General features: G+C 73.2%; 1 protein-coding gene (only partly in view). It reads left to right on the forward strand.

Annotation, left to right across the window (positions count from 1 at the left end; translation table 11 throughout):
* Positions 1 to 25,052: the 5' portion of an SDR family NAD(P)-dependent oxidoreductase gene (locus ACIHCX_RS19640; RefSeq protein ID WP_400031028.1), read on the forward strand. Its footprint extends 6,745 nt past the window's final position; only the first 25,052 of its 31,797 coding nucleotides appear in the window; it begins with the start codon at positions 1 to 3; its stop codon lies off the right edge, out of view.

Genomic DNA, 25,052 nt, shown 5'->3' on the forward strand with positions numbered 1-25,052 from the left:
ATGAGCACGTCCACCAACAAGTACGTCGAGGCGCTGCGGTCGTCCCTGAAGGAGATCGAGCGGCTGCGCAAGCAGAACGAGCAGCTGGTCGCGTCGGCGGCGGAGCCGATCGCGGTCGTCGGCATCGGCTGCCGCTTCCCCGGCGGCGTCGTCTCCCCCGAGGACCTGTGGGAGCTCGTCGCCGAGGGCCGCGACGTCATCGGTCCGTTCCCGACCGACCGCGGCTGGGACCTGGACCGGCTGGCGGGCGGCGGCGAGGGCAGCAGCCTCGCCCAGGTCGGCGGCTTCCTCGACGACGCCGCCGGCTTCGACCCCGGGTTCTTCGGCATCTCGCCCCGCGAGGCCGTCGCCATGGACCCGCAGCAGCGCATCCTCCTGGAGATCGCCTGGGAGGCACTGGAGCGGGCCGGCATCGACCCCTCCGCGCTGCGGGGCAGCCGCACGGGCGTGTTCATGGGCACCACGGGACAGGACTACGGAGAGGTCATCAAGGCGTCCGACGAGGACGCCGAGGTGTACTCCACCACCGGTCATGCCGCCAGTGTGATCTCCGGCCGGCTCTCCTACTTCCTGGGCGCCGAGGGCCCGGCCGTCACCGTCGACACCGGCTGTTCCTCCTCGCTGGTCTCCCTGCACCTGGCCGCGCAGGCGCTGCGCGGCGGCGAGTGCTCCCTGGCCCTGGCGGGCGGCGCGTCCGTGATGGCGACGCCGCACCCGTTCATCGCGTTCACCTCGCAGAGCGGACTGGCCGCCGACGGCCGCTGCAAGCCGTTCTCCGACGACGCCGACGGCACCGGCTGGGCCGAGGGCGCCGGCCTGTTCATCCTGATGCGGCTGTCCGACGCCCAGCGCGAGGGCCGCAAGGTCCTCGCGGTGCTGCGCGGCTCCGCCCTCAACCAGGACGGCGCCTCCAACGGCCTCACCGCCCCCAACGGCCCGTCCCAGCAGCGCGTCATCCGCGCCGCCCTGGAGAACGCGCACCTGGCCGGCGCGGACGTCGACGCGGTCGAGGCGCACGGCACCGGCACCACCCTCGGCGACCCGATCGAGGCGCAGGCCCTGCTGGCCACCTATGGCCAGAACCGTGAGCGGCCGCTGCTGCTCGGCTCCGTCAAGTCGAACATCGGCCACGCCCAGGCCGCCTCCGGCGCCGCCGGCGTGATCAAGATGATCATGGCGATCCAGCACGGCGTGCTGCCCCGCAGCCTGCACGCCGAGCGCCCGACCAGCAATGTCGACTGGACCGCAGGTGCGGTCGAACTCCTCGACCGGGCCGTCGACTGGCCCGAGACCGGCCGCGCCCGCCGGGCCGGTGTCTCCTCCTTCGGCATCAGCGGCACCAACGCCCACCTCATCCTGGAGCAGGCCCCCACCGCGCCCGAGCGCCCCGCCCCGGACCCCGCGGCCCGGCCCGCGCTCGTCCCCTGGACCCTGTCCGGCCGCACCGCCGTCGCGCTCGACGTCCAGCGCGAGCGCCTCGCCGCCCACCTCGAGAGCCACCCCGGCGCCGACCCGCTGGACATCGGCCTCGCGCTCGCCGACGGCCGCGCCACCTTCGAGCACCGGGCCGTGCTGCTGTGCGCCGGCACCGACGCCTCGGCCGCCACCGAGATCGCCCACGGCTCGGTCGACGACGGCGCCTCGGCCGTCCTGTTCTCGGGACAGGGCTCCCAGCGCCTCGGCATGGGCCGCGAACTGCACGCCCGCTTCCCGGTGTTCGCCGAGGCCTTCGACGAGATAGCCGCCCTGCTCGACCGCCACACCGACCGCCCGCTGCGCGAGGTCGTCTGGGGCTCCGACGCCGAACTCCTCAACGAGACCGGCTGGACCCAGCCCGCGCTGTTCGCCGTCGAGGTCGCCCTCTATCGCCTCGTCTCCTCCCTGGGTGTCACCCCCGACTACGTCGGCGGCCACTCCATCGGTGAGATCGCCGCCGCGCATGTCGCCGGGGTGCTGTCGCTGGAGGACGCGTGTGCGCTGGTCGCCGCCCGCGCCTTCCTGATGCAGGAGCTGCCGCGGGGCGGTGCGATGCTCGCGGTGCGCGCCACCGAGGAGGAGGTCGCCCCGCATCTGACGGAGCGCGTCTCCGTCGCGGCGGTCAACGGCCCGTCCTCCGTGGTCGTCGCCGGTGACGAGGACGAAGTCGCCGCGATCGCCGCGCACTTCGAGGCGCAGGACCGCAAGACCACCCGGCTGCGGGTGAGCCACGCCTTCCACTCGCCGCTCATGGACCCGATGCTGGAGGAGTTCCGGAGCGTCGCCCGGGGCCTCACCTACCAGGAGCCGCGCATCCCGGTCGTCTCCAACCTGACCGGCGCTATCGCCGACCCCGCCGACCTGTGCACCGCCGACTACTGGGTCCGCCACGTCCGCGAGGCCGTCCGCTTCGCCGACGGCGTCACCACCCTCGCCGGCCGCGGCGTCACCACCCTCCTCGAAGTCGGCCCCGACGGCGTGCTGTCCGCGATGGCGCAGGAGTCGCTGCCCGAGGGCACCACCGCCGTCCCGCTGCTGCGCAAGGACCGCCCCGAGGAGGAGTCCGCCCTCACCGGACTCGCCCGGGTGCACGTCCGCGGCCTCACCGTCCGCTGGGCCCGCCTCTTCGACAGCGCCGGGGCCGGGCGCGCCGACCTGCCCACCTACCCCTTCCAGAACCAGCGGTTCTGGCCGGCCGCGGGCCGCTCCGGCCAGGACGTCACCGCCGCCGGACTGGGCTCCGCCGACCATCCGCTGCTCGGCGCCGCCGTCGAACTCGCCGACGGCGAAGGGTTCCTGTTCACCAGCAGGCTCTCCGTCCACTCCCACCCCTGGCTCGCCGACCACGGCGTCCAGGGCCGCGCCCTGCTGCCCGGCACCGCCTTCGTCGAACTCGCCATCCGCGCGGGCGACGAGGCCGGCTGCGACCGCGTCGAGGAACTCACCCTCGCCGCCCCGCTGGTGCTCCCCGAGCGGGGCGCGGTCCAGCTTCAGGTCCGGGTCGGCGCTCCCGACCCCGCGGGCCGCCGCACGCTCGGCATCTTCTCCCGCGTCGAGGACGGCTTCGACCTGCCCTGGTCGCAGCACGCCACCGGTGTCCTCACCACCGGCGCCGGCGCCCCGGACGCCGCCTTCGACGCCACCGTCTGGCCGCCCGCCGGCGCCGAACAGGTCGACCTCGACGGCTGCTACGAGCGCCTGGCCGGACTCGGCTTCGACTACGGGCCCGCCTTCCGCGCCCTGCGCGCCGCCTGGCGCCGCGGCACCGAGGTGTTCGCCGAGGTCGCGCTCTCCGAGAACGCCGGCACCGACCCCGCCGACTTCGGCCTGCACCCCGCGCTCCTGGACGCCGCCCAGCACGCCGCCGCCTACAACGACCTCGGCGCCATCAGCCGGGGCGGGCTGCCGTTCGCCTGGGAGGGCGTGCACCTCGCCGCGTCCGGCGCCACCACCGTCCACGCCCGGATCACCTCCGTGGGCGAGGACACCGTCTCCATCGCCGTGTACGACACCGCGGGCGGCACCGTCCTGTCCGTGGACTCCCTGGTCTCCCGCGCCGTCCCCAAGGACATCCCCGGCACCGCCCGGGCCGTCCACCGCGACTCCCTCTTCCAGGTCGACTGGACCCCGCTGCGCAGCCCGTCCGGGCAGCTCCCGGAGACCGTCGCCCTCGTCGGCGCCGACCCGGCCGGCCTCGCCGACACACTGCGCGCCGGCGGCGTCCAGGTCACCGCCCACCCCGACCTGGCCGCACTGGCCGCGGACCCCGCCCCGGTGCCCGGGACCGTGCTCACCGCCCTGCCCGGCGACCAGGACACCCCGGCCGCCGACGCCGCCCACACCACCGCAGCCGCCGTACTCGGCCTGGCACAGCACTGGCTGACCGAGGACCGGTTCGCCGACGCCCGGCTCGTCCTCGTCACCCGCGACGCCACCGCGGGCGGTGACCTGGCGGCCGCCGCGGCCGGCGGTCTGATCCGCACCGCCCGCACCGAGAACCCCGGCCGCTTCGTCCTCCTCGACCTCTCCGACACCCCCGCCGCGCCCGCGGCTCTGGTGGCGGCCCTGGCCGCCGCGTACGACGAACCCGACCTCGCCGTACGCGGCTCCGACGTACTGACCGCCCGGCTCGCCCGGGTGCCCGCACCCGACGCCGGCGCCGACTGGAACCCGGACGGCACCGTCCTGATCACCGGCGGCACCGGCGGACTCGGCGGCGTCCTCGCCCGCCACCTCGTCACCGAACGCGGCGTCCGCCGTCTGCTGCTCGCCAGCCGCCGCGGCCCGGCCGCCGACGGCGCCCCCGCCCTCGTCGACGAACTCACCGCACTCGGCGCCTCGGTCGACGTCGCCGCCTGCGACGTCACCGACCGGGAGGCGCTCGCCGCCCTCCTCGCCCGGGTGCCCGCCGCGCACCCGCTGAGCGCGGTCGTGCACACCGCCGGCGTGGTCGACGACGGTGTCATCGGCTCTCTCACCGCCGAGCGCCTCGACACCGTGCTGCGGCCCAAGGCCGACGCCGCCTGGCATCTGCACGAGCTCACCCGGGACCTGGACCTGGACGCGTTCGTGCTCTTCTCGTCCGTCGCCGCCACCCTCGGCAGCCCCGGACAGGGCAACTACGCGGCCGGCAACGCCTTCCTGGACGCCCTCGCCGCCCACCGCCACTCCCTCGGCCTGCCCGCCACCTCCCTCGCCTGGGGCCCCTGGACCCAGAGCGTCGGCATGACCGGTGCCCTCTCCGACATCGACGTCGAACGCATCGCCCGCTCCGGCATGCCCCCGCTCACCGTCGAGCAGGGCGTCGCCCTCTTCGACGCGGCCCTCGCCACCGGCGGCCCCGCCCTGTTGCCGGTCCGCCTCGACCTGGCCGTGCTGCGTACCCAGGGCGAGATCGCGCCGCTGCTGCGCGGACTGATCCGCACCACCGTGCGCCGCGCCGCCGCCCAGGTGTCGGTGACCGCCGACGGCCTCGCCCAGCAACTGGCCGGACTGGACGCCGCCGCCCGCCGCGAGGCCCTCCTCGGCCTGGTCCGCACCCAGATCGCCCAGGTCCTCGGCCACGCCGACGCCGGCCAGGTGGAGGCGGCCCGCCAGTTCCAGGACCTCGGCTTCGACTCGCTCACCGCGGTCGAACTGCGCAACGGCCTCAACTCCGCCACCGGTCTGCGACTGCCCGCGACCATGGTGTTCGACTACCCGACCCCGAACGCGCTCGCCGACCATCTGAGCGACGAACTCCTCGGCACCGGCGACGACATACCCCTGCCCACCCCCGCGGGCGCCCTCCCGGCCACCACCGACGACCCGATCGTCATCGTCGGCATGGCCTGCCGCTACCCGGGTGGCGTCACCTCGCCCGAGGACCTGTGGCGCCTGGTCAGCGAGGGCGCAGATGCCACCGGACCGTTCCCCGTCAACCGCGGCTGGGACGTCGACAACCTCTACGACCCGGACCCCGACCGCCCGGGGCACACCTATGTGCGCGCCGGCGGGTTCCTGCACGACGCCGGTTCCTTCGACGCCGACTTCTTCGGCATGAGCCCGCGCGAGGCGCTCTCCACCGACTCCCAGCAGCGCCTGCTGCTCGAACTGTCCTGGGAGGCCGTCGAGCGGGCCGGCATCGACCCGCACAGCCTGCGCGGCAGCCGCACCGGCGTCTTCGCCGGCGTCATGTACAACGACTACGGCACCATCCTCACCGGCGAGGAGTACGAGGCCTTCCGCGGCAACGGCAGCGCCCCCAGCGTCGCCTCCGGCCGTGTGTCCTACACCCTGGGCCTGGAGGGTCCCGCGGTCACCGTCGACACCGCCTGCTCCTCCTCCCTGGTCGGCATGCACCTCGCCGCCCAGGCGCTGCGCACGGGGGAGTGCACGCTCGCCCTGGCCGGCGGTGTCACCGTGATGTCGACCCCCAGCACCTTCGTCGACTTCTCCCGCCAGCGGGGCCTGGCCGCCGACGGCCGCTCCAAGGCGTTCGCCGAGGCCGCCGACGGTGTCGCCTGGTCCGAGGGCGTCGGCATGCTCGTCCTGGAGCGCCGGTCCGACGCGCTCCGCAACGGCCACGAGATCCTCGCCGTGCTGCGCGGCTCCGCGGTCAACCAGGACGGCGCCTCCAACGGCCTCACCGCCCCCAACGGCCCCTCCCAGCAGCGGGTCATCCGCCAGGCCCTCGCCAGCGGCGGACTGTCCCCCGAGGATGTCGACGTCGTCGAGGCGCACGGCACCGGCACCACCCTGGGCGACCCCATCGAGGCCCAGGCGCTGATCGCCACCTACGGCCGTGACCGTGACCCGGAGCGGCCCCTGTGGCTCGGCTCCGTGAAGTCGAACATCGGCCACACCCAGGCCGCCGCGGGCGTCGCAGGCGTCATCAAGATGATCATGTCGATGCGGCACGGGGTGCTCCCGCAGACCCTGCATGTGGACGCCCCGTCCTCGCACGTCGACTGGGACGCCGGAGCCGTCGAACTGCTCACCGAGCAGACCGAGTGGCCCGAGAACGACCGGGTGCGCCGTGCCGCCGTCTCCTCCTTCGGTATCAGCGGCACCAACGCCCACGTCATCATCGAGCAGCCGGCCGCCGGCCCGGCCCCGGCCGCCCCGAGCGGCCCCGCCGAGGAACTTCCGGCCGCCCCCTGGCCGCTGTCCGCGAAGTCCCCCGAGGCCCTGCGCGACCAGGCCGCCCGACTGCTGGCCCATGTCGAGGCCCACCCCGAGACGCGCCCGGCCGACATCGCGTACTCGCTGCTCACCAGCCGCTCCGTCTTCGACCACCGCGCCGCCGTCCTCGGCGCCGACCGCACCGAGGCGCTGCGTGCCCTCGCGGCCCTCGCCGCCGGGACCGACGACAGCGCGCTGCTGACCGGCACCGCCCGTGGAGGACGCACCGCTTTCCTGTTCTCGGGACAGGGCTCCCAGCGCCTCGGCATGGGCCGTGAGCTGTACGGCCGGTTCCCGGTGTTCACCGAGGCCCTGGACGCCGTACTCGCCGTTCTGGACGGCGAGTTGGACGGTTCGCTGCGGGAGGTGATGTGGGGTGAGGACGCCGGAAAGCTGAACGAGACCGGGTGGACCCAGCCCGCCCTGTTCGCCGTCGAGGTCGCCCTCTACCGCCTGGTGGAGTCGTGGGGGCTGCGGCCCGACCACCTGGCCGGCCACTCCATCGGTGAGATCGCCGCCGCGCACATCGCCGGGGTGCTCACCCTGGAGGACGCCTGCCGTCTCGTCGCCGCCCGCGCGGCCCTGATGCAGGCGCTGCCCGAGGGCGGCACCATGATCGCCGTCGAGGCCACCGAGGACGAGGTCCTCCCGCACCTCACCGACGAGGTCTCCCTCGCCGCCGTCAACGGACCGTCGTCCGTGGTCGTCTCCGGCACCGAGGCAGCCGCCCTCGCGGTCGCCGAACACTTCACCGAGCAGGGACGGCGCACCAGCCGGCTGCGCGTCAGCCACGCCTTCCACTCGCCGCTGATGACCCCGATGCTCGACGACTTCCGAGCCGTCGTCGAGGAACTCACCTTCACCGCCCCGGCGATCCCGGTGGTGTCGAACCTGACTGGTGCCCTCGCCACGGCCGAGGAGCTGTGCTCGGCCGACTACTGGGTGCGCCATGTCCGCGAGGTCGTCCGGTTCGCCGACTGCGTCGGCACCCTCGGCGAACACGGCGTCACCACCTTCGTCGAGCTCGGCCCCGACGGCGTGCTGTCCGCCATGGCGCAGCAGTCCGTCACCGAGGGCGCCGTCACCGTGCCCGTGCTCCGCAAGGACCGGAGCGAGGAGCAGGCCCTCGTCACCGCCCTGTGGCGGCTGTACGTCCTCGGCATCGACGCCGACTGGACCTCCGCGCTCACCGTCGGCGGGGCCGCCCGCGTCGACCTGCCCACCTACGCCTTCCAGCACCGCTGGTTCTGGCCCGCCGCCCGAGCGGCACATCCGCACGACATGCGCGCCGCCGGACTCGGCTCCGCATCCCACCCCCTGCTCGGCGCCGCCGTGGAACTCCCCGGCGGGGAAGGCGTGCTGCTCACCGGTCGCCTCTCCCTCCAGACCCACCCCTGGCTCGCCGACCACGCCGTCCACGGCACCGTCCTGCTGCCCGGCACCGCCCTCCTCGACCTCGCGATCCGCGCGGGCGACGAGGCCGGCTGCGGTCACCTCGAGGACCTCACCCTCGCCGCGCCGCTGACCCTGCCGCAGGACGGCGCCGTGCTGCTCCAGGTCCGCGTGGGCGCCGCCGACGACGCCGGCCGGCGCACCGTCACCGTGCACGCCCGCCCCGAGGACGCCACCGACGGCGTCTGGACCCTGCACGCCACCGGCACCCTGTCCGACACCACCGCCACCGGCACAGCCCTCGACACCACCGTCTGGCCGCCGGCCGGCGCGGAGGCCCTCGACACCGAGGGCTGCTACGAGCGCTTCGCCGCCCACGGCTTCGCCTACGGTCCGCTCTTCCAGGGCCTCACCGCCGCCTGGAAGGCCGGCGAGGCGCTGTACGCCGAGATCGCGCTGCCCGAGGAGGGCCACGACGACGCGGCCGGCTTCGCCGTGCACCCCGCGCTGCTCGACGCCGCTCTGCACCCCGCACTGCTCACCGACGACGACGGTGGCCTTCCGTTCTCCTGGGAGAACGTCAGCCTGCACGCCTCCGGCGCCACCGCGCTGCGCGTCCGCCTCGCCCCGGCGGGTGCGAACGCGCTGTCCGTGACCGCCGCCGACCCGGCCGGCCGGCCCGTGGTCTCCATCGCCCGGCTGCTCGCCCGCCCGGTCGAGGCCGACCAGCTGACCGGCGACGCCGAACACCTGCGGGACGCGCTCTTCCGGCTGGAGTGGACCCCGGTCCCGCTGCCCGACGGTACGGCCGCCGAGAGCCTCGCCCTGCTCGGCCCGGACACCGACGAGCTGGCCGAGGCCCTCGGAGAGGGCGTCGTCCGGTATGCGACCCTTGCCGACCTGCTGGCGGCCGACGCGCCGGTCCCCGGTGCCGTACTGGTTCCGCTCACGGCCGGCTCCGACACCGATGACACTCCGGGCGCCGTGCACACCCGCACCGCCGCCGCTCTGACCCTCCTTCAGGAATGGCTGGCGGAGGACCGGTTCAACGGTTCTCGTCTGGTCCTCGTCACCCGCGGTGCCGTCGCCACCGACGACGCGCCGGTGACCGACCTCGCCGCTGCCGCCCTGGTGGGCCTGGTGCGCTCTGCGCAGACCGAGAATCCCGGTGTCTTCGGGTTCATGGATCTGGACGCCGACGGTGCCTCCGATTTCGCCCTTGTCCGTGCCCTCGGCCTTGATGAGCCGCAGCTCGCGCTGCGCGGAGGCCGTGCCCTCGCCGCCCGTCTGACCCGCGCCACCGCCGACTCCGCCACCCGCGTCGCCTGGTCGTCCGAGGCGACGGTGCTGGTGACGGGTGGTACCGGTGGCCTCGGTGGTCTGGTGGCCCGTCATCTGGTCATGGAGCGTGGGGTGCGGCGTCTGCTGCTGACCAGCCGCTCCGGTCTCGGTGCCGCGGGCGCCGGTGACCTGGTGGCGGAGCTGGAGGGGTTGGGTGCCGAGGTCTCGGTGGCGGCCTGCGATGTCGCCGACCGGGACGCGGTGACCGCGCTGGTGGCGGCGGTTCCGGCGGAGCACCCGCTGGTCGCGGTCGTCCACACGGCCGGTGTCCTCGACGACGGTGTGCTCGACTCGCTCACCGAGGAGCGCCTTGCCACGGTGCTGCGGCCCAAGGTGGACGGCGCCTGGAACCTCCACGAGGCGACGCGTCACCTCGACCTGGACGCGTTCGTGGTGTTCTCGTCCGTCGCCGGTGTCTTCGGCGGCGCCGGTCAGGCCAACTACGCGGCCGCCAACGCCTTCCTGGACGCCCTCACCGCCCACCGCCACGCCCTCGGACTGCCCGCCGTCTCCCTCGCCTGGGGCCCCTGGCAGCAGGGCGCGGGCATGACGGCCGGGCTCGACGAGCGGGACATCCGCCGGGCCGCCGAGTCCGGAATACCGCTGATCACCGTCGAGCAGGGCCTCGCCCTCTTCGACGCCGCCCTGACCACCGATGAGGCCGCTCTCGTCACCAGCCGCCTGGACCTCGCCGCCTTCCGCGGCCGGCCCGAGATCCCGGCCCTGCTGCGCGGACTGATCCGTACCCCCGTGCGCCGCGCCGCCGCGACCGGGGCCGCCGACGGTGCTGACGCCGGACTCGTCCAGCGGCTCGCCGGACTCGACCGCGAGCAGCGCCACGAGGCCCTGCTCGACCTCGTCCGTACGAGCGCCGCCCTGGTCCTCGGGCACGCCGCCGGATCCGACATCGACGCCGACCGTGCCTTCCGTGACCTCGGCTTCGACTCCCTCACCGCGGTCGAACTCCGCAACCGCCTGCGCACCGCCACCGGCCTGCGCCTGTCGGCCACCATGGTTTTCGACCACCCCACCCTGTCCGCGCTCGCCGACCACCTGCTCACCGAGCTGTTCGGCGCCGAAACCGAGACGCTCACCCCCGTCACGCTCCTGCCGCCGACCGACGACGACCCGATCGTGATCGTCGGCATGGCCTGCCGCTTCCCGGGCGATGTCACCTCGCCCGAGGACTTGTGGCGCCTGGTCAGTGAGGGCACGGACGCCGTCTCCGATTTCCCGGCCAACCGCGGCTGGGACGTGGACAGCCTCTACCACCCGGACCCCGAGCACTCCGGGACCTCGTACACCCGCTCCGGCGGATTCCTGCACGACGCGGGCGACTTCGACCCCGGCTTCTTCGGGATGAGCCCCCGCGAGGCGCTCGCGACGGACTCCCAGCAGCGCCTGCTCCTCGAGACCTCCTGGGAGGCCATCGAGCGGGCCGGCATCGACCCGCTCAGCCTCCGCGACAGCCGCACCGGTGTCTTCGCCGGCGTCATGTACCACGACTACGGCAGCCTGCTGGGCGGCAAGGAGTTCGAGGGCTTCCAGGGCCAGGGCAGCGCGGGCAGCATCGCCTCCGGCCGCGTCTCGTACACCTTCGGTTTCGAGGGCCCGGCGGTCACCGTCGACACCGCCTGCTCGTCCTCCCTGGTCGCCCTGCACTGGGCCGCCCAGGCACTGCGGTCGGGCGAGTGCTCGCTCGCCCTTGCCGGCGGTGTCACCGTGATGTCGACGCCCAGCACCTTCATCGAGTTCTCCCGCCAGCGGGGTCTCTCCGCCGACGGCCGCTCCAAGGCGTTCGCCGAGTCGGCGGACGGTGTCGGCTGGTCCGAGGGCGTCGGCATGCTCCTGCTGGAACGGCAGTCGGACGCGATCCGCAACGGCCACCAGATCCTCGCGGTTGTGCGTGGTTCGGCCGTCAACCAGGACGGCGCCTCCAATGGGCTCACCGCCCCCAACGGCCCCTCCCAGCAGCGCGTCATCCGCCAGGCCCTCGCCAGCGGTGGACTCTCGACCGGCGACGTGGACGCGGTCGAGGCGCACGGCACGGGTACGACCCTGGGTGACCCGATCGAGGCCCAGGCGCTCATCGCCACCTACGGCCAGAACCGCACCGACGAGCAGCCGTTGTGGCTCGGCTCGCTGAAGTCGAACATCGGTCACACCCAGGCCGCGGCCGGTGTCGCCGGTGTCATCAAGATGGTCATGGCGATGCGCCACGGCGTGCTGCCGCGCACGCTGCATGTGGACGCCCCGTCGTCCCACGTCGACTGGAGCGCCGGGACCGTCGAACTGCTCACCGAGCAGACCGAGTGGCCCGAGACGGACCGGGTGCGCCGTGCCGGTGTCTCCTCCTTCGGCATCAGCGGCACCAACGCCCACGTCATCCTGGAGCAGCCGGTCGCCGACCCGGAGCTGGAGGCGGCTGGAGCAGACGATGCCCGGCCCGCCGTCGTCCCGCTGGTCCTCTCCGGCAAGTCCTCCGAGGCGCTGCGCGACCAGTCCGCCCGCCTGCTCGACACGGTCCGCGAGCGCACGGCGCTGCGCCCCCTCGACCTGGGCCACTCGTTGGCGACCAGCCGTTCCGCGTTCGACCACCGCGCCGTCGTCCTGGCCACCGGCCGGGAGCACGCCCTCCGCGCCCTGACCGCCCTTGCCGACGGCGAGGTGGACTCCACCGCCCTTATCGGCCACACCCGGACCGGCCGTCGTGCCGCGTTGTTCTCGGGTCAGGGTTCGCAGCGGCTCGGGATGGGGCGTGAGCTGTATGGCCGGTTCCCGGTGTTCGCGGAGGCTCTGGATGCCGTTCTCGCCGTTCTGGAAGGTGAGTTGGGTGGTTCGCTGCGGGAGGTGATGTGGGGTGAGGATGCCGGTCTGCTGAATGAGACCGGGTGGACTCAGCCCGCGCTCTTCGCGGTCGAAGTCGCTCTCTACCGGTTGGTGGAGTCGTGGGGTGTGACGCCGGACTTCGTGGCCGGTCATTCCATCGGTGAGATTGCTGCCGCGCACGTCGCTGGGGTGTTCTCGTTGGAGGACGCGGCTCGTCTGGTGGCGACTCGTGGTCGTCTGATGCAGGCGCTGCCGGCGGGCGGCGCGATGGTGGCCGTGCAGGCCACGGAGGACGAGGTCATCCCGTACCTCACCGACGTAGTGTCGGTCGCCGCCGTCAACGGGCCTACCTCGGTGGCCGTTTCGGGTGAGGAAGGAGCCGTGCTGGAGGTTGCGGCGCGGTTCGAGGCGGAGGGCCGCAAGGCGACGGCGCTGCGGGTGTCGCATGCGTTCCACTCGCCGCTGATGGACCCGATGCTGGACGAGTTTCGGGTGGTCGCCGAGGGACTGTCGTACGCCGCCCCGGAGATCCCGGTGGTGTCGAACCTGACGGGTTCCCTGGCCACGGCTGAGGAGTTGTGCTCGCCCGAGTACTGGGTACGCCACGTTCGTGAGTCGGTCCGCTTCGCCGACGGGGTGGCCACGCTCGTGGAGCAGGGTGTGACCACGTTCTTGGAGCTGGGCCCTGATGGAGTTCTCTCCGCGATGGCCCAGGAGTCGCTGACCGGCGACGACGCCCTCACCATCCCGGTCCTGCGCAAGGACCGTGACGAAGAGACCGCTGCCCTGACCGCCCTCGCCGTCCTGCACACGGCGGGCCTGCGGCTCGACTGGAACGCCTTCTTCGCCGGCACCGGCGCCACCCGCGTCGACCTGCCGACCTACGCCTTCCAGCACGCCACCTACTGGCCCAGCGCCACGCACTCCGCCGCCACGGTCGTCGGCCTCACCGCCGCCGGACACCCGCTGCTCAACGGTTCGGTGGAGCTGGCCGAGGGCGAAGGCGTGCTCTTCACCGGTCGTCTTTCCCTCCAGTCGCACCCCTGGCTCGCCGACCACGCCGTCCTGGGCACCGTCCTGCTGCCGGGCACCGCTTTCCTGGATCTTGCGATCCGTGCGGGTGACGAGGTCGGCTGCGACCGGGTCGAGGAACTCACCCTCGCTGGCCCGTTGACCCTGCCGCAGGGCGGCGCCGTGCTGCTCCAGGTCCGTGTGGGGGGCGCCGACGATGGTGGACGACGCACCGTCACCGTGCACTCGCGCCCCGAGGGCGCCACGGACGCTGCCTGGACGCTGCACGCCACCGGCACGTTGGTGACCGGCGGCAGTGCCGTCGAGGCCGACTTCGACGCGAGTGTGTGGCCGCCTGTCGGTGCGGAGGCCCTTGACACCGACGGCTGCTACGAGCGCTTCGTTGCTCGCGGCTTGGCCTACGGTCCACTCTTCCAGGGGCTCACCGCCGCTTGGAGCGCGGGTGAGACGCTGTATGCCGAGGTCGCGCTGCCCGAGGAGGGCATCGATGACGCGGCCGGTTTCGCCGTGCACCCGGCGCTGCTCGATGCGGCCCTGCATCCGGCGCTGCTCACCGATGATGACGGTGGTCTGCCGTTCTCGTGGGAGGGCGTCAGCCTGCACGCTTCGGGTGCCACCGCGCTGCGCGTCCGGCTCGCTCCGGCGGGTGCGAACGCGGCATCCGTGACCGCTGTCGACCCGGCCGGCCGGCCCGTGGTCTCCATCGCCCGGCTGCTCGCCCGCCCGGTCGACGCGGACCAGCTGGCCGGTGACGCCGGACAGCTGCGCGACGCGCTCTTCCGGCTGGAGTGGACCCCGGTCCCGCTGCCGGAAGGCACCGGTTCCGCAGGGGCTGCCCTGCTGGGCCCGGACACCGAGGCGCTCGCCGATGCCGTGGGCGAGGGTGCTGTGCGGTATGCGACGCTTGCCGATCTGCTCGCGGCCGATGCGCCGGTTCCCGGTGCTGTGTTGGTTCCGTTGACGCCTCGTTCCGACGGCGATGACACGCCGGGTGCCGTGCACACCCGGACCGCCGCCGCCCTCACCCTTCTTCAGGAGTGGCTGGCGGAGGACCGACTGACCGGCTCTCGTCTCGTCCTCGTCACCCGCGGTGCCGCCGCCACAAACGACGCCCCGGTGACCGACCTTGCCGCCGCTGCCGTGCTGGGCCTGGTCCGTTCCGCGCAGACCGAGAACCCTGGCGCCTTCGGCTTGGTCGACCTGGAAGCTGACGGGGCCTCCGACTCCGTCCTCGCGCGCGCCCTGGCCCTGGACGAGCCGCAGCTCGCGCTGCGCGCTGGTCGTGCTCTTGCCGGCCGTCTGGCCCGTGCCACCGCCGATCCTGCCGCCCAGGTCGCCTGGTCGTCGGAGGGGACGGTGCTGGTGACGGGCGGCACCGGTGGCCTCGGCGGCCTGATGGCTCGTCATCTGGTCGCGGAGCGTGGGACGCGGCGTCTGCTGCTGACCAGCCGTTCCGGCCCGGACGCTGCGGGCGTCGGCGAGTTGGTGACGGAGCTGGAGGGCCTGGGTGCCGAGGTCTCGGTGGTGGCGTGTGATGTCGCCGACCGGGACGCGGTGGCCACGCTGGTCGCGGAGATCCCGGCGGAGCACCCGCTCACCGCAGTCGTCCACACGGCCGGTGTCCTCGACGACGGCGTTCTCAACTCGCTCACCAGCGAACGGCTCGTCAACGTGTTGCGGCCCAAGGTGGACGGCGCCTGGAACCTCCATGAGGCGACGCGTCACCTGGATCTGGACGCATTCGTGGTGTTTTCTTCCGTCGCCGGTGTGTTCGGCGGTGCCGGGCAGGCCAACTACGCAGCCGGCAACGCCTTCCTGGATGCCCTGACCGCCCACCGCCAGGCCCTCGGTCTGCCTGCCACGTCCCTTGCCTGGGGTCCCTGGCAGCAGGGCGCGGGCATGACGGCCGGGCTCGACGAGCGCGATGTCCGCAGGGCGGCTGAGTCCGGGATGCCGCTGATCACGGTCGAGCAGGGCCTCGCCCTCTTCGACGCCGCCCTCACCACCGGCGAGGCCGCACTCGTCACCAGCCGTCTCGACCTTGCCGTCTTCCGGGGTCGGCCCGAGATCCCGGTCCTGCTGCGCGGACTGATCCGCACGCCCGTGCGCCGTGCGGCCGCGACCGGTGCCGTCGAGGGCGCGGACGCCGGACTGGTCCAGCGGCTCGCCCGGCTCGACCGGGAGCAGCGCCACGAGGTGCTGCTCGACCTGGTCCGCGCGAGCGCTGCCCTGGTCCTCGGCCACGCCGCCGGTGCCGACATCGACGCCGACCGTGCCTTCCGTGACCTCGGCTTCGACTCCCTCACCGCGGTCGAACTCCGCAACCGTCTGCGGACCGCGACCGGTCTGCGTCTGTCGGCGACGGCGATCTTCGACCATCCCACGCTGTCCGCGCTTGCCGACCACCTGCTCACCGAACTCTTCGGTGCTGAAGCCGAGACGCTCACCCCCGTCCGGCTGCTGCCGACGACGGAGGACGATCCGATCGTGATCGTGGGTATGGCCTGCCGCTTCCCGGGCGGGGTGGCCTCGCCCGAGGATCTGTGGCGCCTGGTCAGCGAGGGCACCGACGCCATCTCCGACTTCCCGGCCAACCGCGGCTGGGACGTCGACTCCCTGTACGACCCGGACCCGGCCCACACCGGCACGTCGTACACCCGCTCCGGCGGATTCCTGCTCGACGCCGCGGACTTCGACGCCGACTTCTTCGGCATGAGCCCGCGTGAGGCGATGGCCACCGACTCCCAGCAGCGTCTGTTGCTCGAGGCCTCGTGGGAGGCCATCGAGCGGGCCGGTATCGACCCGCAGAGCCTGCGCGGCAGCACGACCGGTGTGTTCGCCGGCGTCATGTATCACGACTACGGCGACCTGCTGGGCGGCGAGGAGTTCGAGGGCTTCCAGGGCAGCAGCGCGGGCAGCGTCGCCTCCGGCCGGGTCTCGTACACCTTCGGCTTCGAGGGTCCCGCGGTCACGGTCGACACGGCCTGCTCGTCCTCCCTGGTGGCCCTGCACTGGGCCGCCCAGGCACTGCGGTCGGGCGAGTGCTCGCTCGCCCTGGCCGGCGGTGTGACCGTGATGTCGACGCCCACCGCGTTCGTCGAGTTCTCCCGCCAGCGGGGTCTGTCGCCCGACGGGCGGTGCAAGGCGTTCTCGGACTCGGCGGACGGTGTCGGCTGGGCGGAGGGTGTCGGCATGCTCCTGCTGGAGCGGCAGTCCGACGCGATCCGCAACGGCCACCGCGTCCTTGCCGTGGTCCGTGGTTCGGCCGTCAACCAGGACGGCGCCTCCAACGGTCTGACGGCCCCCAATGGCCCGTCCCAGCAGCGCGTCATCCGCCAGGCCCTCGCCAGCGGCGGACTCTCGACCGGCGACGTGGACGTCGTCGAGGCGCATGGCACGGGTACGACGCTGGGTGACCCGATCGAGGCCCAGGCCCTGATCGCCACCTACGGTCAGGACCGCCCGGAGGACCGTCCCCTGCTGCTCGGCTCCGTGAAGTCCAACCTGGGCCACACGCAGGCCGCGGCCGGTGCCGCGGGTGTCATCAAGATGGTCATGGCGATGCGCCACGGCGTGCTGCCCCGCACCCTCAACATCACTGAGCCGTCCTCGCACGTCGACTGGAACGCCGGTGCCGTCGAGCTGCTCACCGAGCAGACCGAGTGGCCCGGGACGGACCGGGTGCGCCGCGCCGGCGTCTCCTCCTTCGGCATCAGCGGAACCAACGCCCACGTGATCCTGGAACAGCCCGCGAAGGTGATCCAGGGCACCGCGGTCGCCGCTTCGGTGCCGGAGGCTGATGCGGTGGAGCCCGCGGTGGTCCCGTGGGTGCTCTCCGGCAAGTCGCCGGAGGCACTGCGCGACCAGGCCGCCCGCCTGCTCACGCACATCCAGCTGACGCCCGAACTGCGCCCCGCCGATGTGGCGTTCTCCCTCGCCACTCAGCGTTCCCTGTTCACCCACCGCGGCGTGGTGCTGGCCACCGAGCACGAGGAGACGGTGCACGCCCTGGCCGCCCTCGCGTCCGGCGAGGCCCACCCCTCCGTCGTCACCGGCACCCAGACATCGGGCCGTCGTGCCGCGCTGTTCTCGGGTCAGGGTTCGCAGCGGCTCGGGATGGGGCGTGAGCTGTACGGCCGGTTCCCGGTGTTCGCGGAGGCTCTGGATGCCGTTCTCGCCGTTCTGGACGGCGAGTTGGGTGGTTCGCTGCGGGAGGTGATGTGGGGTGAGGACGCTGGTCTGCTGCATGAGACCGGGTGGACTCAGCCTGCGTTGTTCGCCGTTGAGGTCGCTCTCTACCGGTTGGTGGAGTCGTGGGGTGTGAGGCCGGACTTCGTGGCCGGCCACTCCATCGGTGAGATCGCTGCCGCACACGTCGCCGGGGTGTTCACCCTGGAGGACGCCGCCCGCCTGGTGGCCGCTCGTGGCCGTCTGATGCAGGCACTGCCGGCTGGCGGTGCGATGGTGGCCGTCCAGGCCACCGAGGACGAGGTCGCCCCGTACCTCACGGACGAGGTGTCGATCGCCGCACTCAACGGACCCACCTCCGTGGTCGTCTCGGGAGCCGAAGACGCCGTACTGGAACTGGCCGCGCGATGCGAGGCGGAGGGCCGCAAGACCACCCGACTCAAGGTGAGCCATGCGTTCCACTCGCCGCTGATGGACCCGATGTTGGACGAGTTCCGTGCGGTGGCGGAGGGGCTGTCGTACGCCGCCCCGGAGATCCCGGTGGTGTCGAACCTGACGGGTTCCCCGGCCACGGCTGAGGAGTTGTGCTCGCCCGAGTACTGGGTGCGTCACGTCCGTGAGGCGGTTCGTTTCGCGGACGGGGTGGCCACGCTCGTGGAGCAGGGGGTGACGACGTTCCTGGAGTTGGGTCCTGACGGAGTTCTCTCCGCGATGGCCCAGGAGTCGCTGACCGGCGACGAGGCCATTACCATCCCGGTCCTGCGCAAGAACATGGCCGAGGAGCGCGCGGCCCTGGCCGCCCTCGGCCGGCTGCACACCACCGGCACCCGCGTCGACTGGGCCGGGTTCCTGGCCCCCACCGGCGCCCGCCCTCTCGAACTGCCGACCTACGCCTTCCAGCACCGGCCCTTCTGGCCCGCCGGTAAGCGCGGTGTCACGGACGTCAACTCCGTCGGCATCAGCGAGGCAGCCCACCCGCTGCTCCACGCGGTCGTCGAACTCGCCGAGGACGAGGGCATGGTCTTCACCGGGCGCCTGTCGATGCACTCGCACCCGTGGCTGGCCGACCACGCCGTCCACGGCACCGTCCTGCTCCCGGGCACGGCCCTGCTGGAACTGGCCCTCCGCGCGGGCGACGAGGTCGGTTGCGACCACGTCGAGGAACTGACCCTGGCCGCCCCGCTGGTCCTCTCCGAGCAGGGCGCGGTCCGCACCCGGGTACGGGTGGGCGCCGCGGACGCCGCCGGACGCCGGACCGTCACGGTCCACTCGCGCCCGGAGCAGTCCACCGACGCCCCCTGGACCCAGCACGCCACCGGCGTCCTCGCCACCGGGCTCCCGACGGCCGCCGCACCGTTCGACGCCACGGTGTGGCCGCCGGCGGACGCCGAGTCCGTCGACCTGACCGGCTTCTACGAGGCACGTGAGGCCGAGGGCTTCGCCTACGGTCCCGCCTTCCAGGGCCTGCGGGCCGCCTGGCGCCGCGGCGACGAGGTGTTCGCGGAGATCGCTCTGCCGGACGGCACACAGAAGGAAGCCGAGAGCTTCGGCCTCCACCCGGCCCTGCTCGACGCCGGTCTGCACGCCGCCTGGCTCGCCGCCCCGGCCGGTGACGGCACCACCGGCAGCGTCCCGTTCTCCTGGAACGGCGTCTCGCTGCTCGCCTCCGGCGCCTCGTCCGTCCGTGTCCGACTCGGTCGCGACACCGACGGCACGCTGACGCTGGCCGTCGCCGACACCACCGGTACCCCCGTGGCCGCCGTCCGGGCGCTCACCATGCGCGCCGTGTCCGCGGAGGCGCTCAGCTCCGCCGCGGCACTCGTCCGCGACTCCCTGTTCCGTCTCGACTGGACCCCGGTCACGGGGACGGCGGTCACCCCGGCCGAGCCCGCGGAGCCGACGGCGGAGATCGTCGGTGCGGACCCCTTCGGGCTCGTCGAGAGCCTGAGGGCGGCCGGCACCGAGATCGGCCGGCGCGCCTCCCTGACGGACGACGGCGAGCTGCCCGACCTGGTGCTGCTGCCCGTCTCCGTCCAGGAGCACGAGGACACGGCCGACACCCCGGCCGTCACCCATGCCCTCACCCGGCAGGTGCTGGAGCTGGTGCGGACCCGGCTGGAGGACGAGCGTCACGCCGCCACCAGGTTCGTCTTCGTGACCCGGGGCGCGACCACCGGCCATGACCTGGCGGCCGCCGCGGTCTGGGGCCTGGTGCGCTCCGCGCAGTCCGAGAACCCGGGCTGCTTCGGTCTGATCGACCTCGACCCCGAGACCACCCGTCCGCTCCCGCTCGCCGCTCTCCTGGGCGACGAACCCCAACTCCGTCTCCAGGACGACGAACTCCGTGCGGCCCGTCTGGTCCGTCGCCCCGCTCCCGCCACCGACGCGGTGTCCGCGTTCGGTGGGGAGGGTGCGGTGTTGGTGACGGGTGGTACCGGTGGTCTGGGTGCGGTGCTGGCGCGTCATCTGGTGGCCGAGTACGGGGTGCGTGAGCTGGTTCTGGTCAGTCGTCGTGGTGGTGCGGCCGCGGGTGCGGCCGAGCTGGTGGCGGAGCTGGCGGAGTCGGGTGCGCGTGCCACGGTCGTGGCGTGTGATGTGACGGATCGTGCGGCGGTGGCCGAGTTGGTGGCCGCGCATTCTGTGTCGGCGGTGGTGCACTCCGCCGGTGTCCTGGACGACGGCATGGTCGCCTCCCTCACCCCGGAACGACTCTCCGGCGTGCTGCGTCCGAAGGTGGACGCGGCCTGGAACCTGCACGAGGCCACCCGCGACCTGGACCTGGACGCCTTCGTGGTGTTCTCGTCCGTCGCCGGCGTCTTCGGCAATGCCGGCCAGGCCAACTACGCGGCCGGCAACGCGTTCCTGGATGCGCTGATGGAGCACCGGCGTGCGGCCGGCCTGCCGGGGCTGTCGCTGGCCTGGGGCCCCTGGGAGCAGACCGGGACCGGCGGCATGACCGGCACGCTCTCCGACGCGGAGCTCGAGCGGCTCGCGGCCTCCGGAGTGCCCCCGCTCACCGTCGAGCAGGGTCTGGCCCTCTTCGACGCCGCCCTGTCCACCGATGACGCCACCCTCGTACCCGTCCGGCTCGACCTGCCCACCCTGCGCGGTCAGGGCGAGGTGCCGCCCCTGCTCCGTTCGCTGATCCGGGGCCGCTCGCGCCGTACGGCGGTCGCGGGCTCGGCGACGGCGGCCGGTCTGCGTGACCGGCTGGCCGCCCTGGACGCGGTCGAACACCGGGAAGTACTCCTGGACCTCGTCCGCGGCCAGGTCGCCCTGGTCCTCGGCCATGCCGACGCCACGGCCGTCCACCCCGCGCGCGCCTTCCGGGACCTCGGCTTCGACTCGCTCACCTCGGTCGAGCTGCGCAACCGCCTGAACACGGTCACCGGACTGCGTCTGCCCGCCACGATGGTGTTCGACTACCCGACCGTCGAGGTCCTGGTCGACTTCATCCTGGACGAGCTTCTCGGCACCGAGGTCGAGGCGGAGGTCGTGCAGCGCGGCACGGCGGCCGTGGCGGACGATCCGATCGTGATCGTGGGCATGGCGTGCCGCTACCCGGGCGGGGTGGCCTCGCCCGAGGACCTGTGGCGCCTGGTCACCGAGGGCACGGATGCCGTCTCCGGCTTCCCGGTCAACCGTGGCTGGGACGTGGAGAACCTCTACCACCCGGACCCCGACAACGTCGGTACGTCCTACACCCGTTCCGGCGGATTCCTGCACGAGGCGGGGGAGTTCGACCCCGGCTTCTTCGGGATGAGCCCCCGCGAGGCGCTGGCGACGGACTCGCAGCAGCGCCTGCTCCTGGAAGCGTCGTGGGAGGCGATCGAGCGGGCCGGCATCGACCCCGACCGCCTGCGAGGCAGCGCGACCGGTGTGTTCGCCGGAGTGATGTACAGCGACTACAGCGCGATGCTGGCGAGCCCGGAGTTCGAGGGTTTCCAGGGCAGCGGCAGTTCCCCGAGCGTGGCCTCCGGCCGGGTGTCGTACACCTTCGGCTTCGAGGGTCCGGCGGTCACGGTGGACACCGCGTGCTCGTCGTCGCTGGTGGCGATGCACTGGGCGATGCAGGCGCTGCGCTCGGGTGAGATCTCGCTCGCCCTGGCCGGCGGTGTGACCGTGATGTCCACGCCTGCCGTGTTCGTGGACTTCGCGCGGCAGCGCGGTCTGTCGCCCGACGGTCGCTGCAAGGCGTTCTCGGACTCGGCGGACGGTGTCGGCTGGTCCGAGGGCGTGGGCATGCTGGTCCTGGAGCGCCAGTCCGACGCGATCCGCAACGGTCACCAGATCCTCGCGGTCGTCCGCGGCTCCGCCGTCAACCAGGACGGCGCCTCCAACGGTCTCACCGCCCCCAACGGCCCGTCCCAGCAGCGGGTGATCCGTCAGGCGCTCGCCAGTGGCGGACTCTCCGCCCAGGAGATCGACGCGGTCGAGGCGCACGGTACGGGTACCACCCTGGGTGACCCGATCGAGGCGCAGGCGCTCCTGGCGACCTACGGCCCTGACCGTGATCCGGAGCAGCCGCTGCTGCTGGGTTCGGTGAAGTCGAACATCGGTCACACCCAGGCCGCGGCCGGTGTCGCCGGTGTCATCAAGATGGTCATGGCGATGCGGCACGGTGTGCTCCCGCGCACCCTGCACGTCGATGCCCCGTCCTCGCACGTCGACTGGACCGAGGGCGCGGTGGAGCTGCTCACTGAGCAGACGGCGTGGCCCGAGACGGAGCATGTGCGTCGCGCGGGTGTCTCGTCCTTCGGCATCAGTGGTACGAACGCCCACGTGATCCTGGAGCAGCCGGCGAAGGTGATCCAGGGCACCGTGGTCGGTGCCTCGGCACCGGACGCTGAGGTTCTGGAGCCCGCGGTGGTGCCGTGGGTGCTGTCCGGCAAGACGCCGGAGGCGCTGCGCAGCCAGGCGGCGAAGCTGCTCGCCTCGGTCGAGGCAGACCTCGACCGTCCGCTGGTGGACGTCGGTTCCTCCCTCGTCACCGCCAGGTCGCTGTTCGAGCACCGCGCGGTCGTCCTCGCCACCGACGCGGACACCGCGGCCCGTGCCCTGGCGGCCCTCGCGGTGGGCGAGCTCGACCCCGCGGCGGTATCCGGCCCGGCCCGCACCGGTCGCTCGGCGGCGCTGTTCACCGGTCAGGGCTCGCAGCGGCTCGGTATGGGTCGTGAGCTGTATGGCCGGTTCCCGGTGTTCGCGGAGGCCCTGGATGCCGTTGCCGCTGTCCTTGACGGTGAGTTGGGTGGTTCGCTGCGGGAGGTGATGTGGGGTGAGGACGCCGGTCTGCTGCATGAGACCGGGTGGACTCAGCCTGCGTTGTTCGCCGTTGAGGTCGCTCTCTACCGTCTGGTGGAGTCGTGGGGTGTGAGGCCGGACTTCGTGGCCGGTCACTCCATCGGTGAGATCGCTGCCGCGCATGTGGCCGGAGTGTTCTCGCTGGAGGACGCCGCCCGCCTGGTGGCCGCTCGTGGCCGTCTGATGCAGGCGCTCCCGGCCGTTGGTGCGATGGTGGCTGTCCAGGCCACCGAGGACGAGATCGCCCCGTACCTCGGCGACGAGGTGTCGGTGGCCGCCGTCAACGGACCCACGTCGGTGGTCGTCTCGGGTGTCGAAGGTGCCGTACTGGAGGTTGCGGCGCGGTTCGAGGCGGAGGGCCGCAAGGCCACGATGCTGCGGGTGTCGCATGCGTTCCACTCGCCGCTGATGGACCCGATGCTGGAAGAGTTCCGGGCGGTCGCCGAGGGGTTGTCGTACGGCGCCCCGGAGATCCCGGTGGTGTCGAACCTGACGGGTTCCCTGGCCACGGCTGAGGAGTTGTGCTCGCCCGAGTACTGGGTACGCCACGTCCGTGAGGCGGTCCGCTTCGCCGACGGCGTCACCACGCTCGAGGAGCAGGGGGTGACGACGTTCCTGGAGTTGGGTCCTGACGGAGTCCTCTCCGCGATGGCCCAGGAATCGCTGACCGGCGACGAGGCCGTCACCATCCCGGTCCTGCGCAAGAACACGGCAGAAGAGGCCACCGCGGTTGCCGCGCTCGCCCGACTGCACGTCGGCGGACTGCGGATCGACTGGTCCGCGCTGTTCGCCGGTACCGGCGCACGCCGCGTGGAACTGCCGACGTACGCCTTCCAGCACCAGTGGTTCTGGCCCGCGCCCCCGCTCGGCGGCGGCGATGTCCGCGCCGCCGGTCTCGGCTCCGCCGAGCACCCGCTGCTCGGTGCCGCCATCGAACTCGCCGCAGGCGAGGGCGTGTTGTTCACCGGTCGCCTGGCGCTGCACTCTCACCCCTGGCTGGCCGACCACGCCGTCGACGGCACTGTCCTGCTGCCGGGCACGGCCCTTCTTGAGATGGTGATCCGCGCCGGCGACGAGGTCGGCAGCGACCGGGTCGAGGAACTGACCCTCACCGCGCCGCTGGTCCTGCCCGAGCGGGGCGCCGTTCAGGTCCAGGTCGCCGTCGAGGCACCCGACGCCGCCGGCCGCCGCGTCGTGGGCGTGTACGCACGCCCCGAAGGCACCGGCGACACCGCCTGGTCGCAGCATGCCGCTGGTGTGCTGGCCCCCGCCGGCAGCCGGCTGGCCCCCGCAGCCTTCGACACCGCCGTATGGCCGCCCGAGGGCGCCGAGGCCGTCAACGCCGACGGGTGCTACGAGGAGTTCGCCGTGGCAGGCTTCGGCTACGGCCCTCTCTTCCAGGGGCTGCGCGCTGCCTGGCGTCGCGGCGACGAATGGTTCGCCGAGGTGGCTCTGCCCGAGGGGACCGAGAACACGGCCGCCGGCTTCGGTCTGCACCCGGCCCTGTTCGACTCCGCGCTGCACGCCTTGCTGCTGGCCCCGGCCGCCGACGGTGGCACGGCCGGACTGCCGTTCTCCTGGACGGACGTCTCGCTGCTCGCCTCCGGCGCCACGGCGCTCCGCGTCCGGCTGACGCCGACCGGCGACCGGACGCTGTCCCTCAGCGCCGTCGACCCGTCCGGCACGCCGGTCGTCTCGGTGGGCTCCCTGGTCACCCGGAGCACCACCGGACTCGGCACTTCGGGCACCGAGGCGCTGCTGCGCGACGCGCTCTTCGGCGTCGAGTGGACCCCGGTCCAGGCATCCGAGGCGGCCCCCGCGACCGTCGCGGTGCTGGGCACCGACGGCGACCCGCTCGGGCTCGCCGCCGTACTCACCGGAGCTGGTACGACCGTGCGGACCTACCCGGACGTCGCCGCTCTGGTGGCCGGGACGGTCGCCGCGGACCGGCCCGCACCGGACGTGATCGTCCTCGGCGTCGCCTCGCACGACGGCGAACCGGCCTCCGAGGCGGCACACCGGCTCGCCACCGACGTGCTGGACACCGTCCAGAGCCGGCTGTCCGACGACCGGCTCGTCGGCGCCCGCCTCGTCTTCGTGACGCGTGGCGCGGTCGACGCCAAGGACGTCGGCGCCGCGGCCGTCCACGGTCTGGTCCGCTCGGCCCAGACTGAGAACCCCGGCGCTTTCGGCCTCGTCGACCTGGACGGGACCCCCGAGTCCGCCACCGCCCTCGCCGCGGCGCTCGGCTCCGCCGAACCGCAGCTCGCGCTGCGCGACGGCCGGCCGCACGCCGCCCGGCTCGCCCGACTTGCCCGCCCCGCCGACAC

Origin of the sequence: Streptomyces sp. NPDC052043 (genome assembly GCF_044548235.1) — a bacterium.
Classification (GTDB): domain Bacteria; phylum Actinomycetota; class Actinomycetes; order Streptomycetales; family Streptomycetaceae; genus Streptomyces.